At 34.8% G+C, this 17109-nt stretch carries 28 protein-coding genes; 11 read left to right on the top strand and 17 right to left on the bottom strand.

Annotation, left to right across the window (positions count from 1 at the left end):
* From QZ659_RS12385 to QZ659_RS12430, 10 genes are all read left to right on the top strand, one after another.
* Positions 1-197: hypothetical protein (locus tag QZ659_RS12385; RefSeq protein ID WP_291726140.1), on the top strand; the 197-nt coding region annotated here is incomplete at its 5' end.
* 37 nt (positions 198-234) lie between these two features.
* Complete coding sequence (locus tag QZ659_RS12390; protein ID WP_291726141.1) at positions 235-966, top strand: hypothetical protein; 732 nt, start codon at positions 235-237, stop codon at positions 964-966.
* Positions 967-993: 27 nt separating this feature from the next.
* Positions 994-1203, top strand: a complete 210-nt coding sequence (locus QZ659_RS12395) for a hypothetical protein (protein ID WP_291726142.1) — start codon at positions 994-996, stop codon at positions 1201-1203.
* A 62-nt stretch (positions 1204-1265) separates the two neighbouring features.
* Positions 1266-1709, top strand: a complete 444-nt coding sequence (locus tag QZ659_RS12400; protein ID WP_291726143.1) for a hypothetical protein — start codon at positions 1266-1268, stop codon at positions 1707-1709.
* Between the two features lie 91 nt (positions 1710-1800).
* On the top strand, positions 1801-2370 hold the full coding sequence (locus QZ659_RS12405) for a hypothetical protein (RefSeq protein WP_291726144.1): 570 nt from the start codon (positions 1801-1803) through the stop codon (positions 2368-2370).
* Entirely contained in the window at positions 2363-2761 is a 399-nt protein-coding gene (locus QZ659_RS12410) for a hypothetical protein (protein ID WP_291726145.1), read from the top strand. Before QZ659_RS12405 ends, QZ659_RS12410 begins: the two co-directional genes overlap by 8 nt.
* Complete coding sequence (locus QZ659_RS12415; protein ID WP_291726146.1) at positions 2762-3133, top strand: hypothetical protein; 372 nt, start codon at positions 2762-2764, stop codon at positions 3131-3133.
* A gap of 39 nt (positions 3134-3172) precedes the next feature.
* Positions 3173-3484, top strand: coding sequence for a hypothetical protein (locus QZ659_RS12420; protein ID WP_291726147.1), 312 nt, complete (start codon positions 3173-3175; stop codon positions 3482-3484).
* 6 nt (positions 3485-3490) lie between these two features.
* Entirely contained in the window at positions 3491-3781 is a 291-nt protein-coding gene (locus QZ659_RS12425) for a hypothetical protein (protein ID WP_291726148.1), read from the top strand.
* 5 nt (positions 3782-3786) lie between these two features.
* Positions 3787-4407 (top strand): hypothetical protein, encoded by a 621-nt coding sequence (locus QZ659_RS12430; RefSeq protein ID WP_291726149.1) that lies wholly within the window; start codon positions 3787-3789, stop codon positions 4405-4407.
* Here the strand turns inward: QZ659_RS12430 and QZ659_RS12435 are convergent, their stop codons facing one another.
* The 14 genes from QZ659_RS12435 to QZ659_RS12500 all read right to left on the bottom strand — a co-directional run bounded on the left by QZ659_RS12435 (position 4408) and on the right by QZ659_RS12500 (position 14691).
* Complete coding sequence (locus tag QZ659_RS12435) at positions 4408-5826, bottom strand: hypothetical protein (protein ID WP_291726150.1); 1419 nt, start codon at positions 5824-5826, stop codon at positions 4408-4410.
* A gap of 29 nt (positions 5827-5855) precedes the next feature.
* Positions 5856-6248 carry a hypothetical protein gene (locus QZ659_RS12440; RefSeq protein WP_291726151.1) on the bottom strand — a complete coding sequence of 131 codons (393 nt, stop codon included), beginning with the start codon at positions 6246-6248 and terminating at the stop codon, positions 5856-5858.
* A gap of 15 nt (positions 6249-6263) precedes the next feature.
* Complete coding sequence (locus tag QZ659_RS12445) at positions 6264-7283, bottom strand: hypothetical protein (RefSeq protein WP_291726152.1); 1020 nt, start codon at positions 7281-7283, stop codon at positions 6264-6266.
* 40 nt (positions 7284-7323) lie between these two features.
* The gene (locus QZ659_RS12450) at positions 7324-8094 is read right to left on the bottom strand and encodes a phage tail protein (protein ID WP_291726153.1); all 771 of its coding nucleotides are present in this window, start codon (positions 8092-8094) and stop codon (positions 7324-7326) included.
* The gene (locus QZ659_RS12455; protein WP_291726154.1) at positions 8094-9752 is read right to left on the bottom strand and encodes a baseplate J/gp47 family protein; all 1659 of its coding nucleotides are present in this window, start codon (positions 9750-9752) and stop codon (positions 8094-8096) included. Before QZ659_RS12455 ends, QZ659_RS12450 begins: the two co-directional genes overlap by 1 nt.
* Positions 9749-9979: a hypothetical protein gene (locus QZ659_RS12460; RefSeq protein ID WP_291726155.1), complete on the bottom strand. Its 231-nt coding sequence runs from the start codon at positions 9977-9979 to the stop codon at positions 9749-9751. Before QZ659_RS12460 ends, QZ659_RS12455 begins: the two co-directional genes overlap by 4 nt.
* Before the next feature lie 8 nt (positions 9980-9987).
* On the bottom strand, positions 9988-10377 hold the full coding sequence (locus QZ659_RS12465) for a GPW/gp25 family protein (protein ID WP_291726156.1): 390 nt from the start codon (positions 10375-10377) through the stop codon (positions 9988-9990).
* Between the two features lies 1 nt (position 10378).
* On the bottom strand, positions 10379-11020 hold the full coding sequence (locus QZ659_RS12470; protein ID WP_291726157.1) for a phage baseplate assembly protein V: 642 nt from the start codon (positions 11018-11020) through the stop codon (positions 10379-10381).
* Positions 11013-12233 (bottom strand): phage late control D family protein, encoded by a 1221-nt coding sequence (locus QZ659_RS12475; RefSeq protein WP_291726158.1) that lies wholly within the window; start codon positions 12231-12233, stop codon positions 11013-11015. Before QZ659_RS12475 ends, QZ659_RS12470 begins: the two co-directional genes overlap by 8 nt.
* Before the next feature lie 220 nt (positions 12234-12453).
* The gene (locus tag QZ659_RS12480; RefSeq protein WP_291726159.1) at positions 12454-12645 is read right to left on the bottom strand and encodes a hypothetical protein; all 192 of its coding nucleotides are present in this window, start codon (positions 12643-12645) and stop codon (positions 12454-12456) included.
* Positions 12646-12991: 346 nt separating this feature from the next.
* Entirely contained in the window at positions 12992-13315 is a 324-nt protein-coding gene (locus tag QZ659_RS12485; protein WP_291726160.1) for a hypothetical protein, read from the bottom strand.
* 2 nt (positions 13316-13317) lie between these two features.
* The gene (locus QZ659_RS12490; RefSeq protein ID WP_291726161.1) at positions 13318-13800 is read right to left on the bottom strand and encodes a hypothetical protein; all 483 of its coding nucleotides are present in this window, start codon (positions 13798-13800) and stop codon (positions 13318-13320) included.
* 9 nt (positions 13801-13809) lie between these two features.
* Positions 13810-13998 (bottom strand): hypothetical protein, encoded by a 189-nt coding sequence (locus QZ659_RS12495; protein ID WP_291726162.1) that lies wholly within the window; start codon positions 13996-13998, stop codon positions 13810-13812.
* Positions 13999-14367: 369 nt separating this feature from the next.
* The gene (locus QZ659_RS12500; RefSeq protein WP_291726163.1) at positions 14368-14691 is read right to left on the bottom strand and encodes a hypothetical protein; all 324 of its coding nucleotides are present in this window, start codon (positions 14689-14691) and stop codon (positions 14368-14370) included.
* A 150-nt stretch (positions 14692-14841) separates the two neighbouring features.
* Between QZ659_RS12500 and QZ659_RS12505 the strand changes: the two genes are divergently transcribed.
* Complete coding sequence (locus QZ659_RS12505) at positions 14842-15222, top strand: hypothetical protein (protein ID WP_291726164.1); 381 nt, start codon at positions 14842-14844, stop codon at positions 15220-15222.
* Positions 15223-15442: 220 nt separating this feature from the next.
* Here the strand turns inward: QZ659_RS12505 and dinB are convergent, their stop codons facing one another.
* The 3 genes from dinB to QZ659_RS12520 all read right to left on the bottom strand — a co-directional run bounded on the left by dinB (position 15443) and on the right by QZ659_RS12520 (position 17046).
* The gene (dinB, locus tag QZ659_RS12510) at positions 15443-16525 is read right to left on the bottom strand and encodes a DNA polymerase IV (RefSeq protein ID WP_291726165.1); all 1083 of its coding nucleotides are present in this window, start codon (positions 16523-16525) and stop codon (positions 15443-15445) included.
* An 82-nt stretch (positions 16526-16607) separates the two neighbouring features.
* Positions 16608-16820, bottom strand: a complete 213-nt coding sequence (locus QZ659_RS12515; RefSeq protein WP_291726166.1) for a hypothetical protein — start codon at positions 16818-16820, stop codon at positions 16608-16610.
* A gap of 7 nt (positions 16821-16827) precedes the next feature.
* Positions 16828-17046, bottom strand: a complete 219-nt coding sequence (locus QZ659_RS12520) for a hypothetical protein (protein WP_291726167.1) — start codon at positions 17044-17046, stop codon at positions 16828-16830.
* Positions 17047-17109: the final 63 nt, after the last annotated feature.

Genomic DNA, 17109 nt, shown 5'->3' on the forward strand with positions numbered 1-17109 from the left:
CGGAAAAGATTGCTCTTGATTATGAGAAAGATCCATACATGATGTCTTTAAATAAAACCTTCAACAAACATCAAGAAGCAAGGATACAACATGATATCAGCAAGGCTACTAAATCTTATACTAGCGATGAGGAAGCTGCTGAAAGAGAAATGGATGCTATTCTCAAGCAGTTGGGAATTAAAAAGCAACCTATCTAAACAAAACTAACTACCCAAACCCAAAACCCCTATAAAAATGGAAAATCAAACCCCCCATCCGAGTCCAGCTATTCAAGAAACACCTTCAAGAACAGCCGAACTGTTGAAAGAATACTTTCAATCTGCCTCTAGCAGTAAGACAGCCTATAGCTTTCTCAAAGTTCTAGCTATTTTAGCTATTGCTTCATATCTCATTTCTAGTATGGCAGAAAGTGAAATGAGATTTACTTTCCCTATTGTTGCCTTGCTCTACATAGTGTTTGTATTTGGGCAGATTATCATCAAAGAAAATGATAGTAAGCTCAAAAAAGCAAACATTTTGGCAAAGACACTTACTGCTGTAACGGCTCAATATAAAATGCTAGAAGAGAGCTTGGAGTCTTATAAAGAAGCCAATACAAAAGGTATGGCTGTTCTCAAAGAAGTTGAAAAAGACCTTGCTTATTATAAAGCTGAAAATAAAAATCTAACAGAAAACTTCCACGGGTTAGAAAGTCATTACAATATGACTAAGGGACAATTAGAACAAGCTCAAAAGTCTATTGCTAAACATAAGTCTGAAAAAGAAAATTTTGATAAAATCATAAGTAAAAAACAGTATGAAGCATACGTAAAGGGGTGTAATGATGTAGAGGAATTGAATAAGTTGAATCGTTCTATTCCTCAAACAAAAGATGAAGACAAAAAGAGCTTTGACACTAAAGTAAGAGATGAATTAGATAAAAAAATAACTAAAGCCAAAGCTTGGGCTGCTGATAATCAAAAATAACCTTCACAAAAAAATATCAACTAAAGTATGGCAGACTTTTCAGAAGCATATAAAGCCTTTTTAGATGGAAAAAGAATACGCAGCAGGGTAAACCCTATAACTTTGCGCTTATCAGAGAATAGAAAGTCATTTTTTGTCAGAAACTCTGCCTCAAACAGAGAATATCAATTTAATGACTTAAAAGAAAAGTACATCTCATTTGAGATGATGCTTAATGACTGGGATATTTTAAACTAAAAAAATGAATAGCATACAGATGCTAGAATATTAAAAATAATTTTTACAAAAAAATATCAATTATGGTTTTTGAAATATTTAATGTACTTCTACCTTTTGTAAGTGGAGTGATATGTTTTTTCGTTATTCTGTTTGTTATTGAAGACTACCTTTCTACCAAGTATTCAAATAAAAAGCCTGTCGTAATAATGGACGATGAACTGAAAGATATTAATGGGATAGAATTCTTTGTGGATACATTATTACAAAGTATCTCCTCTGAATGGCTAAAAGACTACAGTAAAGGAAAAACCAACTCTGAAAAAGAGTGGGCTAAAAAATACTGGACGTTTGGCAAGATAGAAAGTGTATGTCTTCAGTATGCAAAAGAACATAATGCTTTTTCTATTTCTGTCACAGCTAAAAAGTTAGGCAGCTATACAGGCTACCAAATGATTTGCTTAGACACAATGAATTTTGGGGAGATTGAATTTAGAGTTCACTCATTCGATAAACATCTTTTTTAACCTTCATTTTCAGTTACTTATATGTCTGACCATTATATTTCGGTAGCAGAGTTGAGAAAATTTGCTGATTATAAAATGGCTGTATAAAAATATGAAAAAACTATCAACGCTTTACAAAAAAGACCCTAATGATTTAGGACGAGTTATAAATGAAATTAATCCTCAAAATAAATGGATTTTTATTTCTGGAGTTCCCACACGAAAATTTGATGGAACGTCTTGTGCTATCATTGATGGCGAACTTTATAAGAGGTTTGATTTAAAAAAGGGAAGAAAACTTCCTCCTAATGCCATTCCTTGTCAAGAAGCAGATGAGAAAAGTGGACATCACCCTCACTGGATAAAGTGCCTAAGAGAAGATAAAAGTAATAAGTGGCACTTTATAGCTTTTGATAATTTAGAAAATAAAGAAGATGGTACTTATGAACTGTGTGGAGAAAAAGTGCAAGGAAATCCTGAATGTATTGAAGGACATCATCTAATTAAACACGGCTCTGAAATATTAGACATTACAGATTTCAGTTTTGAGGGGTTAAAATCTTTCTTGGAAATAAATGACATTGAAGGTATTGTGTTTCACGATTCAGAAAGCGATAAAATGTGTAAGATTAGAAAATCCGACTTTGGAATTAAACGAGTTATAAAAAAGCAAAATGAGTAAATGGACGCACGTAAACGCAAGTATTAGATTTGATTCTATCTTGCACAAACACCCTCCTCTTCCTACTGAAAAAGAATTAGGTCTAATTTGTACGATAAACAATGGTTCAGAGTGGGAAAATTCATTTATACCTTGCGGGAGTGAAGGAAGTTTGCGATATAATGTTATCAAAAATCCAAACATTTCTGACTCAGCAGCAATGCTGGTTGTATTTTATGGAGACTTGAGGGATTATGATGATGAAAGAGAAATAATGCACTACTTCAAAGACTTAGTTGAAGGACAATCTATTCGTAGTGCTATCATTGAGATAGATATTGAAGAAGAAGGAAGGTATATCTACTCTTACAATCAAACAGATAAAGTTTTTGATTTAATAAAATGCCCATAGATGAACTTGTTATCAAAAATAAACAATCTCTTTTTTAAGAAAAAAGACAATTGGCATTGGAACAATCCTTTTGAGAAAGGAACAGAGAGTTATGAATTATACGAAAAGGGAGCAAATAATTATTCTAAATACACCTCAGGGTACGAAATGGTATTACCTACGACTTTTTATAAAGTTGAAGTTTGGATAGAAGGTTACAAACTAAAACAAAGTTATAGTAATCGTTTCTATCCAAGATTATATTACGCAGATAAAGAGGAGGCAATTATCATAGCAATACAAACAGCATTATTTAGGAAGTCAGATATTGAAAATTATAGAATCATACTGTCAATACATGGACAAGATAAAATGGAAATACCAATTTACTAATCAATCAATAATAATATGCCATTAATAGTCAAGTCAACAATGGGTTATTGGGTAGCTAAAGAAACTAGAAAAGGTTCTAGGTATATGCCATCGCATAGAGAGTTTTTCTTTAGAGTTTCAATGGAAGAATTAAAACCTATAACTAAAGAAGAACTGCTAGAAGCAGCCAGCAGATTCAAAATTTCCATACCAGAAAACCCTACTGAAAGTGATTTGTACAAAGTAGCTAGCGAAATTCACAATTCTATTTATGGAGCTGAATTTGCAAGTGCTGATGGCTTCCCATATAGAAAAGCTAAAATTTGTTTATCTGAAGAAAGAAAAAAAGAATTACCCTTAGATTTATTTTAAAAGCCTATGCAAATTATATACAAACCTAGAGGAAGTGGAAAAACAACAGATTTGATAAAGGAGGCTGCAAAAACTTTCAGTTATATCGTTTGTCAAAATTATAAGGAAGCTGATAGAATAAGGAATAGGGCAAGAACCTTAGGTTTAGACATCTCTTACCCAATCACATACAGAGAATTTTTAGATGGGAGTTATAACTTAATAGGTTCAAAGAGCCTACTAATAGATAATGTTGAATCATTACTACAAATTATTTCGTCTGTGCCTATCAAAGCCATTACTTTAACAGAAGAATAAAAATTATGAATCCAATCATCCATATTCTTGGCTACCTATTCCACTATGCCAACCGTGATATTCCATTGATAGCAAAACAAGAGTTTTATGAACTCAAACAAAAGCTACTCAAAAAATATGGAACAAAGGTAGGACAGGATATACAACACATCAAAAAAGATTGCTATTCCTGCGATGCAACAGGCTGGTTCAGCAATGAATGGAAAGAAGAACCTTGTTGGAATTGTATGGGAACTGGTGTGTATGAGGAGTTTTGGACAAAGTTAGATAAGTACAAACTAGGTAAGTTTACATTTCATAATCCTGTAGAAAGAATCTACAAACACTCTAAATCTTTTAGTGAAGAAATAAAGCCAAATATTGAAGGCTATATTTCTCACAAAAGACCAAAATACAGAGTAGGAACAGAATGTGCTTGGTGGCTCTTCTTATTTTTTGATAGAAAAACGTTCTTGAAAAGATTTGGCAAAACAGGTTATCCTTCACATAAACGAACACCTCTCGTCTTTTTGGGAAATTTGATTTTCCGTATTCGTTGTTTTAGGTGGAGGGATTTGTTTCCTAAAAAAGTTTCTCAGAATTCCTACTCTGACCTCTATTATACGGACGAGGAACTGCCGTTTTAGTTACGGCATAGGCGTAACCGTCCAATGTCCTGTGGTAATCTGATAATGATTTCTTATAACCCACTGCGTGTTAGCACTCCTTTTAAAAGTGTTTTCATCTTGCTGTGCATATCCTGTTACGCTGCCTATTCTTTCAGAAATAATATTATAATTTGGCTTGGTACTGATAATAAAGCTAAGATTATCCGTTGCATCAAATTCAAACACCTCATCAATTACATTGATTAGTATTTCGTGTCCGATAGGCTTTCCATCTTCAAACTTAAACATAGATACCTTTTCATAGATAGGGATATTGTTTTTTAGTATCTCTACTCTTAGAAGACCATTGTTCGGAATAGCCACATTTGTTTCTCCAAACCACTTTCCCTCGGCATCACCAACTAATACATCACTAGGAGGGAATGGGAAAGCATTTTCAGCGTTGATTGCTGCAAAATCTACAGCTTGTACACACGTCAATTTTAGAGTGTCTAGTAAAACTCTATAACTTCTTGTCTGAGGGGCAACCCAAATACGATTATTTACCCAAAATGTAGCAGGGTTGGGTAGATTGGTATCTGTATTGAACTCTAAAACATTGTGGTCTCTGTCTGTTGGACTTGCAGGGTCATAGACTTCTGCATTAGGTAGGTACTGCGCCTCTAAGATGCGTACCTCCATTTCGCCAGGACCCGAGAGGTTTACACCAATGCCTTGCATCAAATCTCTCCACGCTGTATCATCTTCTCCTGCCCACTTCCATTGGATATTTATGCCGTCAAAACGCATTACAGGCTGATAGAAGTCTCTCCAATCTATCATTTCTTGACTTAGCGTATTGAAGTTAGATTGAAGGGTATTGAAATTATTTTGCAAAATGGCATACTGACTAAGCAGTTCTAAGAAACGAGCAGCCAAATCATTATTGCCGAGTTCTGGAATGGTAGCTTGCTCGTATTCTACATTTGGATTATCTAACTGTGTTGTTCCTGCTGGCAGAGTAAGTTTTCCAATAACGACTTGAAAGTTAGGATTATTCAGCGTTGGTTCTACTGGATTCTCACTTGGCGTTCCCTCAATAATAAAATACTCGGCATCTATTCCACCAGCAATGGCTTGGTATTGATGCTCACAGACTACCAAATCTATGCGTGGATGAGATGAAGTATTAGCAGAAACTTGTAAACTCATCGGTTCATCTTCCATAATGCTAAGTCCCTGATGCGTTCGAATTACTCCAGAGAAAGGTGTAAGCTTTCCATCTGCTTTTGGATATTGAAATCCTGTGGTATCGTGAGTAAGCGAAAGAAATAAATTATCTGTGGGGACAAAGTCAAATCCACGATAACGTCCTTGTGGCAGAATGCCATTCAAAAACGCATTGATTGAAAAACTTAAATCATCCGATAAATACTCTAAAAATCTCTTCTGTGCCATCTTATACTATCTTTTTAAAACCTTATTTCTTACTCTTCTATGTAAATAAATGGTGTTTGTATCAGTCCAAATTCTCTCTGCATCGATTGTTGTATGAGCTGCATACATTGTTTGAGCGTATATTGTCCCATTAATTTGAGCCACATATCCATTTCGCCAATAAAGACTTTATTTCCATCTACATCGTGTTTGGGCGTCTGAGCAGAGGTATATACTTGAATCTTATTCTCATTTGAAATATCTATTGTTTTTACTTCTTTATGCCCTTCTGAATTGAAGGGTGTTTTAGTATCCAATAAAACATCTACTTTGATCGCATTGGACAGAATAGCCATGTAAATATCAACTACACACGCCTCTATCTTTACATCTTCTGTTTCTTTCAAGAGAACAGGAAGAAAAATATCTTTTAAATGATTCATAACTTATTTTTTTTATTAAACGACTCTTCTAAGTTCTCCTGTTGGAGTGCTGTACACTGTATTTACAGGAGCTCCTGCATTAACAGCTTCTGTATCATCGGCATAGATTTCTTTTATGTTCCATATCACACGAGCTTTGCCATCGGTACTGTTGGGATTGAGTTCTTGTATTGTCAAAACATCTACATCGACATTATTTCGCTGTGTATAACCTAGTTTTATCACACCACTCTTAAACGAATCTGTACCTCCTTTTCCTGCATAATAACCCATATCAAAGCCTTTAGAGTTTGCTCCTCCTTGTGAGCTTCGGAATAACATATTAGCTCCAGAAGTAATGCTAGTTACGTTTCTAATTTCAGAGACTAACAGAGGAACAGAAAGTGTTACAGAATCGTGTAGTACGTTCATTCTAACCACGCCATTCACAAAAACAGCAACACTTCCTGCTTGATAAAGAGTATAATTAGAAGCATTAAAACCTACTCTAGCAACCGTTGTACCTCCTAAAATATAGCCATCGTTTGTAATTCTCGCCAAAGTTGTGTTGGAGCTATTTTTAACCTCTAAAGCATTCCCTGTTGAACTTGCATTTGATTTTAGAAAAAAGCTACCATAAACAGAAAATACACCTGCAATAAAACTAAGCAAGTCGCTGCCGAAAAATCGTCCATTGGCATCTTTTAACTGAACACTTCCCTCTTCTCCAGACGGAGTTAGAGAGGGTAGAAACAGTTCAAAATCAGCACTCACATCTGGAGTATCTCCACTGCTTGTGGTATTGTTGAGCTTGATATAGAGTTGGTCACTAAATCTAACCACATCATTTTTTGTGTAATCTGTATTTACATCAAACTCTGATTTCCAGTAAAAACTTTGTCCTTGTATATTTATCCATTCAATGCCATTCCAAATCAATCCTTCTTTTTCGTTTGTCAGCTGATTGATGGTCTTTAGCCACAACATATTTTTGTGTGGTGGCTCGGCATCATTGAGCCATATCGCTCCTACTTGTCCTAAATTTGTTTCTGCCATTATTCTATCAATTTAAAACTATCTTATTCTATCCATCTCTTTATATCGTCCTCAAATAAATATTTCCATTTTCTATTCTAAATCTATGTGCATCGGGTCCTTGTGCGACTAACTCTTTGTTCTCATTCAATACAAAATCCACATCGTAGAGAGATAAATTTTCATAGAGTAAGTCTCCATTGTAAATTCTAAAGCGAATTAGACTAGCAAGTGCGTCTTCTCCATTGTATTTGAGAGCTGTCAATCGTGCATTTATCGGCTCGTTAAACTCTATCACTTCTCCTACAGCTCGCATAATTTCAGCTGTTAGTTCCAAACTTCCTGTCAAATACAATTCATACGGCGAGCAGCTCTGACATCTCCCTCCACTATCTAATCTACGCACAGCATCATCCAGGGTCAAAGGAGAATCAAAAGAAGAGACGACCCAACTCTCTACAATTTCCACACTTTCAAACCCAAGCATTCGAAGGGGAACTTCATAGCCTAATGTTGTTCCTCTAATTTGATACAGCCTAAAAGCAAACTTTAAAACCTTTCGTCTTAAATCTTCGCTATTGGTTAGGCGCATTGTTATTCCGATAGTCTTTTCTAAAAGAGGAACAAAACGACTATACATCGTATCAGCAAGCATCGTATTTTCAATCAGATTATCCAGCAAGGGTTCAATATTATCATCAATGTCTTCTCCTATAATCTCATTGTACCTTTCAAACTCTCCTTTTCCATCTGCATCGACCACGCCTTGCCTATCTATTTCTTTGATAGCATCGCCAAAGTAGTTTATTATATTATCTGCCCAATATCCCATCAAAGTCCTCCTTCCGAATCTATCAGAACATCATCTGTGTAAGCCAGTACAATAGACGGTTCTTGTAACAACAAATTTTTAGAGTACGGATAGGTATAAAATTCCCATTTTTTGCCTACAGCATACTCTGCACTAGGTAAAATCGTAAATTGAATTTCATTTTGTGTAATAGGTGTGCCTACACTTGCCGTACCCAAAGAAACTCTATCTTTTGAAACTCTAAAAGAAGTAGCTGACACGAAGGTAATTACCCATTTTATGGTTTCTGATGAAGCTGGTAAAAGACTTTTATTCCAAAGCAGTTCCGTAGTGTTTTCAAGAAGTGGACGTGCAAATGGTTCTACATAGAAATATATCGTATCCGAACTATCCACACCTTCTGTCGTTTCGACAACCTCTACCAAGTCATTGATTTTGACTTTCCCTCTAATTACTTGCACGTCTGATGAGAGAAAATTCAAAAGATTTGCTCTCACAGCAGCCACTACATCAGCACGAACAAAATTAGAGCGCACTTGAATGACAAACTTGACTTTAGCTTGCAGCACCCCTGCACTCCTAACCGTTAGTTTGGTAGTAATAAGTCTTCGTGGTTCAAGAAAATCAGCGACATTGTCTAAGAGTGTTTGCGTAGCAGTTCCTCCTCCAAGTGGAGAAATATAAATATCTACATATTTTCCACATTCAAAGAAATGTCCTGCACTTCCTACACCAGCAGCTAAAAGAGGAACATCGTTATGGTCTTGCCCTGTTACCATATTATCCTGTGTGCGAATAAAAATTGGAATCTTTCTTTGCAAATCTTCTAAGGTCTCAACATCAGCCCCACCACTCGCACGGTCTGGATTAGTCACTTTTAATATAAATCCACTTGGCATTGCCACAGAAGAAATAATATCGGTAATGGTATTTTCAGATACATTCCCTGCACTTCCTTGTGAAACAGCATAATTTACAGTAATATCTGCTCCCACAAGTGGAATTTCTCCTTTTACACCATCTCCAAAAACAATTTCCATTTTACGACTTTGCCCTACACCATCTACAAAGTCTCTATCTAATTGGAATGATTTTAAAAAAGAATCTTTAGAAGTCCAACCCAGTCCATCTACTAACACGGATACTGAGCCATCAACAATTTCCTCAATGAGTTCAAAGACTTGTGAAGCTGTGCCGTCAGAAGTTCCAACAGAGATATTGCTGAAAGAAATTTGCTGCACGGCATCGATAAAACCTTCTGTTTCTCCTGCTAGAATGATGAGGTTATCTGTAGTGGTATAAATAATTTCATCTGCTGTTTGAACTTCTGTTCCGATGGGAATAAGCACATCTGAAGGCAATGGACTTTCAACAAAAAAACGAAGCTCTACCGAAGCTGGAATCATTCCTTTGATTCGGTAGCCGACCATCTTGGCAAACTTGACAACATTTTTGTAACGAGTAGCTGTAACTAAAAACGCTTCCTCTCCTTGTTTGTCGATGTAGTAATTCAGCATTCCTGCAATAGCACTCCAAACAAAGAGCATTTGTACCAGTGGCTCTGTTGGAGAATGGTCGGTATGACGTGGTAGTTTTGTAGAAAGTTTAGGCAAGACAGAATCCATTATCTGTTCCTGACTTCTATCTGCATATCCTACCCATTCATTTTTGCTGTTCATATCTCTTTAAAATTATTTTTTCCTTCTTCTTTCTGTGCTTCTTCAATCAATCCTTTCAGTTCGTACTCGTTGTTATTGTGTAAAAGCTTTATTAGAACGGCATTCAGTTCTGTATAGCTGATTTTAAAATCTTTCTCCTTACAAAACTTTCCTATTTCATTTTGTAGTCTTTTTTGCAGTTCTAAGATATTCCCCTTCTTTTCAATTTCTTTTTCTAATATTTCCATAACTTTTTTCAGTAGTCTAATTCACGATAAAAAGGATAGGTGTAAGTCCCTTCTTCATTGCTTCCTACAATTTGGTAGCTAATAATGCATTTGATTGTAGTTTCTGTAGAAGTTTCAAATACTACATCTTTTACTCTGATTCTCTTCTCCCATCTTGTGATAGCATCAACGATAAACTCACGCAAAAGCGTTTGCAAAATCGTATCATTGGGTTCGTACCTAAACCGTTCTATCTGCGTTCCAAACTCTGGCATAAACGGTTTTTGATTCGTTGGTTGTGATAGAATAATTCCCAAAGATTGATTGATAAGCTCTTGTCCTGAAACATAGACAGAACGCCCTGCCGAATCTACTTCGAAGGGGAATGCCAGTCCAGTTCCTGTGATTTTTTGGCTCATCTTATTTTAGTAATTGATTTACTTTAAAGCTCCAACTGCTTAATGATGCGATGGTATCTGGTGTCAAGCTATTGCTGAGAGGAGTTCCATTCATTGCTACTTTCAAAGTCAAGAGTATTTCCTTCAATTCATTCAATAATCCTTTTAGATTTTGAGTAGAGTTTTTCAATTCGATTTTTCCTCCTGTTGTGAAAACAGAAATATCAGCTTTGCCTACAATATCAATTTTACCATCCTCAAAGAGTTCAATACTTGCTTCTTTAGATTGAATGAATATTCTATCATGCTTCAAACTAATCCCATCCAAATAACGGTCTTTGAACTCCTTCGGCATTGCTTTGTCTGAAAACCAACCCATTTCCCAAATCGGCATTGAAGCCTCTCCATTGACAAAACTAATCCAAACGCCACTTTTAGTAGAAGGAATAGCCCAAATACCAATAGTGTCTCCACTAAAAATAGACTTTCCATAGATCCATTCCTCTAAAACTTGGTCTCCAAAAATAGAAGGGACTTTTACCCTCAAGCGTCCTCGCTTTTCAGGGTCTTCATTCTCTACGACAATACCGTGATACAATCCATAAAATCTACCAGCTTCTTCTAAGCCTTTTTCTTGAACAACCTTTTTGAATTGTCTATCCATTTTTTACCTCCTTTCCATTGGCATCAAAAACAAGAACTTTGCTTTGGGCTTCATTAACAGCTGTACTTCCTTGTGTTGTGTTCACTTGTTGTCTTTTCGAACTAGCCTTATCTGGCTGTACATTCGTAACTGATTTACTCGTTGCATTTTTCTTGAGCTCACAAGTGGTTTTATAATACGAACCTGCACTTACATCGTGTTTAGCTGACATTACCTTCCAGTTTCCTTCGTGCTTTTTTGCTACACCAGCTATTGTCAGAATATCATTAGCTTTGAGTAATGGATTTCCCTCTACGACTAGCTTTGCCGTAACTCCTGCCAACGACTTATCTTCTTGTAATGTATTGACTAAGCCATCATTTTGACTTTTGTCTGTGCTTCCTTGCACTAGCTTTCCATCTTCTGACTTTTCGGATTCTGCTTTTTTCTTGGGGAACACTTTTTTAGCATTGCCATTAGCATCAACTTTTATATTATATTCTCCTAATTTTTCTTTCTCTTTATTCTCACTTTTAGCTTCGCTTTTCTGAATCTCATTTGTTTGAGGGTTGATAGAATAAGAAGTGATTTTTTGAGAAGAGGTATCTTGTTTAGTGTATTTGACTTTTGGTACAAAAGAAATAATATCTTTTCCCCAAGTATAAGTTTTGACAGCTTCTTTTAGAAGATTTCTCTTCTCTAAAATAAGCGTGTCACCACTTACACGAAAAACTAAATTTTCTCGTTTAGCTAGTTGCATCAAAAAATCAAAATCAGATTTTTGTGCTTGTGGTAAATACGGATACTTCTTTTTGGTTTGGATGACATCCGTTTTATACGAATATGTATCAGCCATTTCCTCTACTAATTCAGAAAGTGTTTTGTCTTTATGAATTTTGTTAGAAAATTCCTCCTTCATAAACTGTCCTACATCAACAGCATCAATTCTAACTTTGATAACTTCTCCGTACGAACTGGAAATATCCGAAATTTTGGCTACTCGTTCTTCCGTTTGAAGCCCACCGATATAACCAAACATAAATCGCAACTTCTCCCCAGCCACAAGCCAGTCTTCATCTAATTCAAATACATTTTTTAGACTTACTGAAATGCGTAGTAGGTCGTCTTTTTCTATCGTATCTTCATACGAAAAGCTGTCCACCAAAGGAGTTATATCCTCTCCAGTAGGAGCTATGATTATCTTATAAAAAGGAGAGCCTACTACACCACTCATTATCAAATCTCAATAAAATAGCTTTAAAATTATGATTTTATCAAAAATAATTGTTTTTATTGAAAATATATCAAAATTATAGAAATATTTTGCTAAGTTTGTATTGCTCGTAAACAATGATTTGTTTCAGTTCTGATTTTTCATTTGTTTGTAAAGGCTTGGTGTGCCTTTGTGGTTTACAAGTAGTTTTGGAAAGCTCTCATGTATTTGAGAGCTTTTTTTATTTCCTCAAAAGCCTTCTGAAATGATACAGCTTTGCTATAAGTTTCTTCTCATCAGTAGGGAGTTCTGGTGAGGGGTGTGTCGAGGCAAGACAAGTTGCGTCATCTATCATTTCCTCTATCTCATCTAATGTGAAAGAACTGAGAAGTTTTGTGCCTAATTCCAAGGCTTGTTTATTTTTTTGATTCACATCGATATTCGACTCTTGTTTTGATAAAAAAGAGAACATTTCTTTATTTGTTTGAATAAGTATCTTAGTAGTTGTAATGTAGGACAGATAGATTTGCTATTATTTTTAGTGATTAACGAATATAAAGATACTAATATTTTTATTTATTGCTAATATTATTAGGTTTATAAACAACTAGATTATCTGTGATAAATAGTAACCAATGCTGTTTCTTGTCGTGTAAATTAGTGTAAATAATTAATAATCAAACGTTTATAATTCACACTATAAAAACTACACAAGAAATTATTGCTAAATTCAAAGAAGATTTTAAAAATGAGCCTTATAACTAATATGGTATTAACTTTTAACTAAGTTTCCACTGATAAATATCTGGGATGATAATTTCTTCTCCAATCAACTCTTCCAAACGCCACGGTTTTTCAATATTATTGGCATCAGCAATGACATGCCAATAGTTCTTAGCCTCTGTAACCAAAGAGCCATAATACTTATATGCTAAAATGGTAAGGTCATCCCCAGCAACTACAATATGGGTTTGAAATGCTTGATTTTTAGCAGGAGTTCTTTCTTTAGCTTCTAAAATTCTCCTACCATCATCAAAAATGGTAAGCGTTCCTCCTGCGTAGAGATTAGATTCGTGTAATCGTATTGGTTTTTCAGTAGCCATAATCAAAATTGTCTAATGTCATTTATACTTCGGTTTGTTTCCATAGATAATTCAAAGGAAATACTTACTTCTGCTCTTCTCGCCTTCCAACCGTTTTGATTATCGAAATCTGTAAACTTGCTACTGACACTCTTTACAATATAGGTTTTATTAGAAAATAAATTACCGAAAATAACCTTCACTTTTCTTGTAGGGGCATTATAGGAATCGTTTGCTATCAGTCCTTCTAGCCAATTTATATCTCGTAGTACCGTATCTTCATTACTCCCATCATAAACGAACTGACACGACATAGAAAAAGTGTCACCACCTCCTGTATAATGGTGCAATGGATTATTACGTCCTGGAACATCAACTGTTGCATAGTTTCCAGTACGTTGTTTCGCAATTTCTTTGGGTACTTCTTGTAATTCTAGTCTTCCAAATGGCTCGGATAATTCTAAGATGTAGATAGAACCATCAATGGCTGATAGTTGGTGCTGCATAATATGTTATTAGATCTTTGAAAACCATTCTGGATTATTCTTAACCTCTTCCTTAGTGAATTTATACATTTTTAAACTTCCCTCAATAGCCTCTTTGTCTGTCATAGAGTGAAAATAATCTCCATTGATATTTTGTTTGAAAACTCTACCTTTAGGACAATTAGGTAAATCTTTATTCAAAATAATTTTTGAGTTCATGATACGTAGCCTTTTAGATTTAAGATGTTTTTTTTCTATTCAAAGATAAAACATTAAAAGGATTCATACTTCACTATATCTTTTTATGTTTTTTAAAAATAACAGCAAAGAGAACTACTAATAACATAGTTATTGGAACTATATAAAAAGTAGTCAATAAAGACTCTAAAAATCCTCTTATACAATATACAGATAGTATTGCGCCTATTAACATATCAAAAGCAAAATCGCTTAATACCCTTTTCTTTTTTATTTTAGAGTAAACTAAAGAACCTAAAACTAATACTGATAACAGTATCTGAATGCTCCAAAAAATATTTATAATCATCTCCATTCAAGCCAAATTTATAATCTCAAAAATCTTCGTATTCAGTGCTTTCTAACGTCTTTCTCTTCTAGTCTAGCGACCGTCTCCTCTGTACCTCCTAGTTCGATAATTTTCCAAATAACGTTTTTGAAATTCTCCCAACCACCTAAGTTTTCAATAAATACGATGAGCTGTACAAGTTTTTCAGCAGTATCTAATATTTTCTTTACTCTCTTACGAGCAAAGAATTTCAACACTTTTACTGTTTTACTCTTGAGTATCTTCTCTAAGTCTTCTTTCCAATTATAAACTTGCTTCTCTTCTACGACTTGTACCTTCCTCAACCTATCTCGCAATCCCTCCTTATATACTTCTGAAAAAGCCATACACAACAAATATTTTGATTAAAAGCGATTTATTTTATCAAATTTACAAAAATATAGCCTATTTATTAAAAATTTTATAAAATAGTGATTCATTATTTTTATATTTGACTTTAGATAATCAACAACCTTTTTAAACCAAATTTACCAACTATGAAAAATTTTAAATTTTTATTCGTTTTAATTGTTGCTTGTATCCCTTGTTTTACTTTGTTGAGTTTAGAGAGCGAGCCATCAGATGACTCGCAAGATAACGTTGTATACTTTGTAGAGAGGGATACTCAAGAAACAAATCAGCTTACTGAAGAACTTGTCAATAACCACAGACTGGTGTACTTCAATTTTGATGAAGAGATGCCACCAAACAATACAGATGCTGTGGATATTAGTAGTCAGCATCATTTAGTTACTCCCTTTAATAAAATATCCGTCAGAGATTTAGCTGCTCATCAAACTCTCTTTCGGTTATTACATTTTCAAAACAAGACGTTTATTGCCAATAACTTGTCATCAGATAGGCAAGGTAAAGCATAGAAACGCTACTACACTTTTAAAGCGAATAGATGGACTTTAAATCCAGCCTATCTTTTTTGAAGTTAGATAACAACAGAATAGGCATAGGGCTTTTAGTTTAATCCAAGATTGCTGAAGCCGAATAAAAAAGAAACAAAACGCATCAACTGGAGAAGGTGGATGCGTTTTTTTATGGTATAAACTTGATCGTATATGAAATGTAAATAAGTCAAAGCTTTCTTTAAAAAGATAAGGTAAGTTGCATACCTACTTTACTACTCATTTCTTGACTACTGAGGTTAGAAACCTGCAAACCCAATAATCGAACACCTTTTCTAAGAGGAAAAATACTTTTGAGCAAGGCAACATAAACCTTTGTAAAATCTTCTTTGGTCTGAATATCCTCAATACTAGTCTGACTGCGAGTAATCTGTTTAAAGTCTGAATATTTTACCTTTAAAGTAACTGTTCTACCTTTTATATTTTTTTCTATGAGTATAGAAGATAGTTTCTGTGTGATTTTTTCAAGAGCTTCTAGCATTTGCTGTTCTTCTAATAGATCTTCTGAAAAAGTACGCTCCGCACCAATAGACTTACGAGTGCGATTTGGATTGACAGGACGAGAATCTTCTCCACGAGCAATGTGATAGTAGAAGCCTCCTACTTTACCAAAATGCTTAAGCAAATCATTTTTTTTCCACTTTTTCAAATCCTCACCTGTATAAATACCCAACTTATGCATCTTCTTTGCTGTTACCTTACCGATACCATGGAATTTTTTGATGGGAAGTTCATCGATAAATTTAGAAGCATCAGCAGGTACAATAGTAAACAGTCCGTTGGGTTTATTGAAGTCAGAGGCTATTTTAGCCAAAAACTTATTGAAAGATATACCAGCAGAAGCAGTGAGGTTTGTTTTAGTTTTTATTTCTTCCTTGATTTGACGAGCAAGCAAAGTAGCAGAGGGGAACTGCTTTTTATTGTGTGTTACATCTAGGTAAGCCTCATCTAAGGAGAGAGGTTCTATTAAATCTGTATATTCTGAGAAAATTTCTCTAATCTGTAAAGAAACCTTTTTGTATTCTTCAAAACGAGGGCGAACAAAGATCAAATGAGGACATTTCTGCAACGCAATTTTGGAAGACATAGCTGAATATACACCGTATTTACGAGCTTCATAGCTGGCTGCTGCAACAACCCCTCGCTTACCATCTCCTCCAACAGCAAGAGGCTTCCCTTTCAGTTCTGGATGATCCCTTTGCTCTACTGAGGCATAAAAAGCATCCATATCGATGTGTATTATTTTGCGAAGTGAAGCTGCCAAATTCTTTTATTTTTTTTAAGACTTTGCAAATCTAAAACAAAAAAATATTAGAAAGGTTTAATTTTTGGAGACTTATAATGTATTAATTAAAATTACACTTCTGCCCCAATCTATCCAACAAATCCTCATACGCATACAAATTTTCTAACATCTGTTTTTTGCCTTCATCTTGTGGATGGTTATTAAGTGTCAGTTTGGAGTACGTTGTAGCTATTTCTCTACTTTTTTCGGCAGCGAGTTTCAACGCTAGTTTGATAAGCTCTTTTTCTTTGTCAGTTACTTGTATAGTTTGCATATTTTTTTTAGTAGATAAAAGTTTTGAGTAATCCGTACTGATTCTGTTGCAAAAAATCTTTACGGGTTGGACAGTCTGGTAGTTCATATTCCTTTATAGCCTCATCATATTTTTTACTCATTTCTTCTGTTTTCATCAGTAAAAAATGTGCTCTGCTAGGATTGGAGATAATAACTTCAAAAATTTCTTCTTTTGTCATTTTTGCAGGATCAAGTCGTTGTAACATAATTTTTACATGATTTTAATTAGTTCGTGTTTAATTTACACTACTCTACACGAGAACGTTTGG

Source organism: Bernardetia sp., assembly GCF_020630935.1.
Lineage (GTDB): Bacteria > Bacteroidota > Bacteroidia > Cytophagales > Bernardetiaceae > Bernardetia.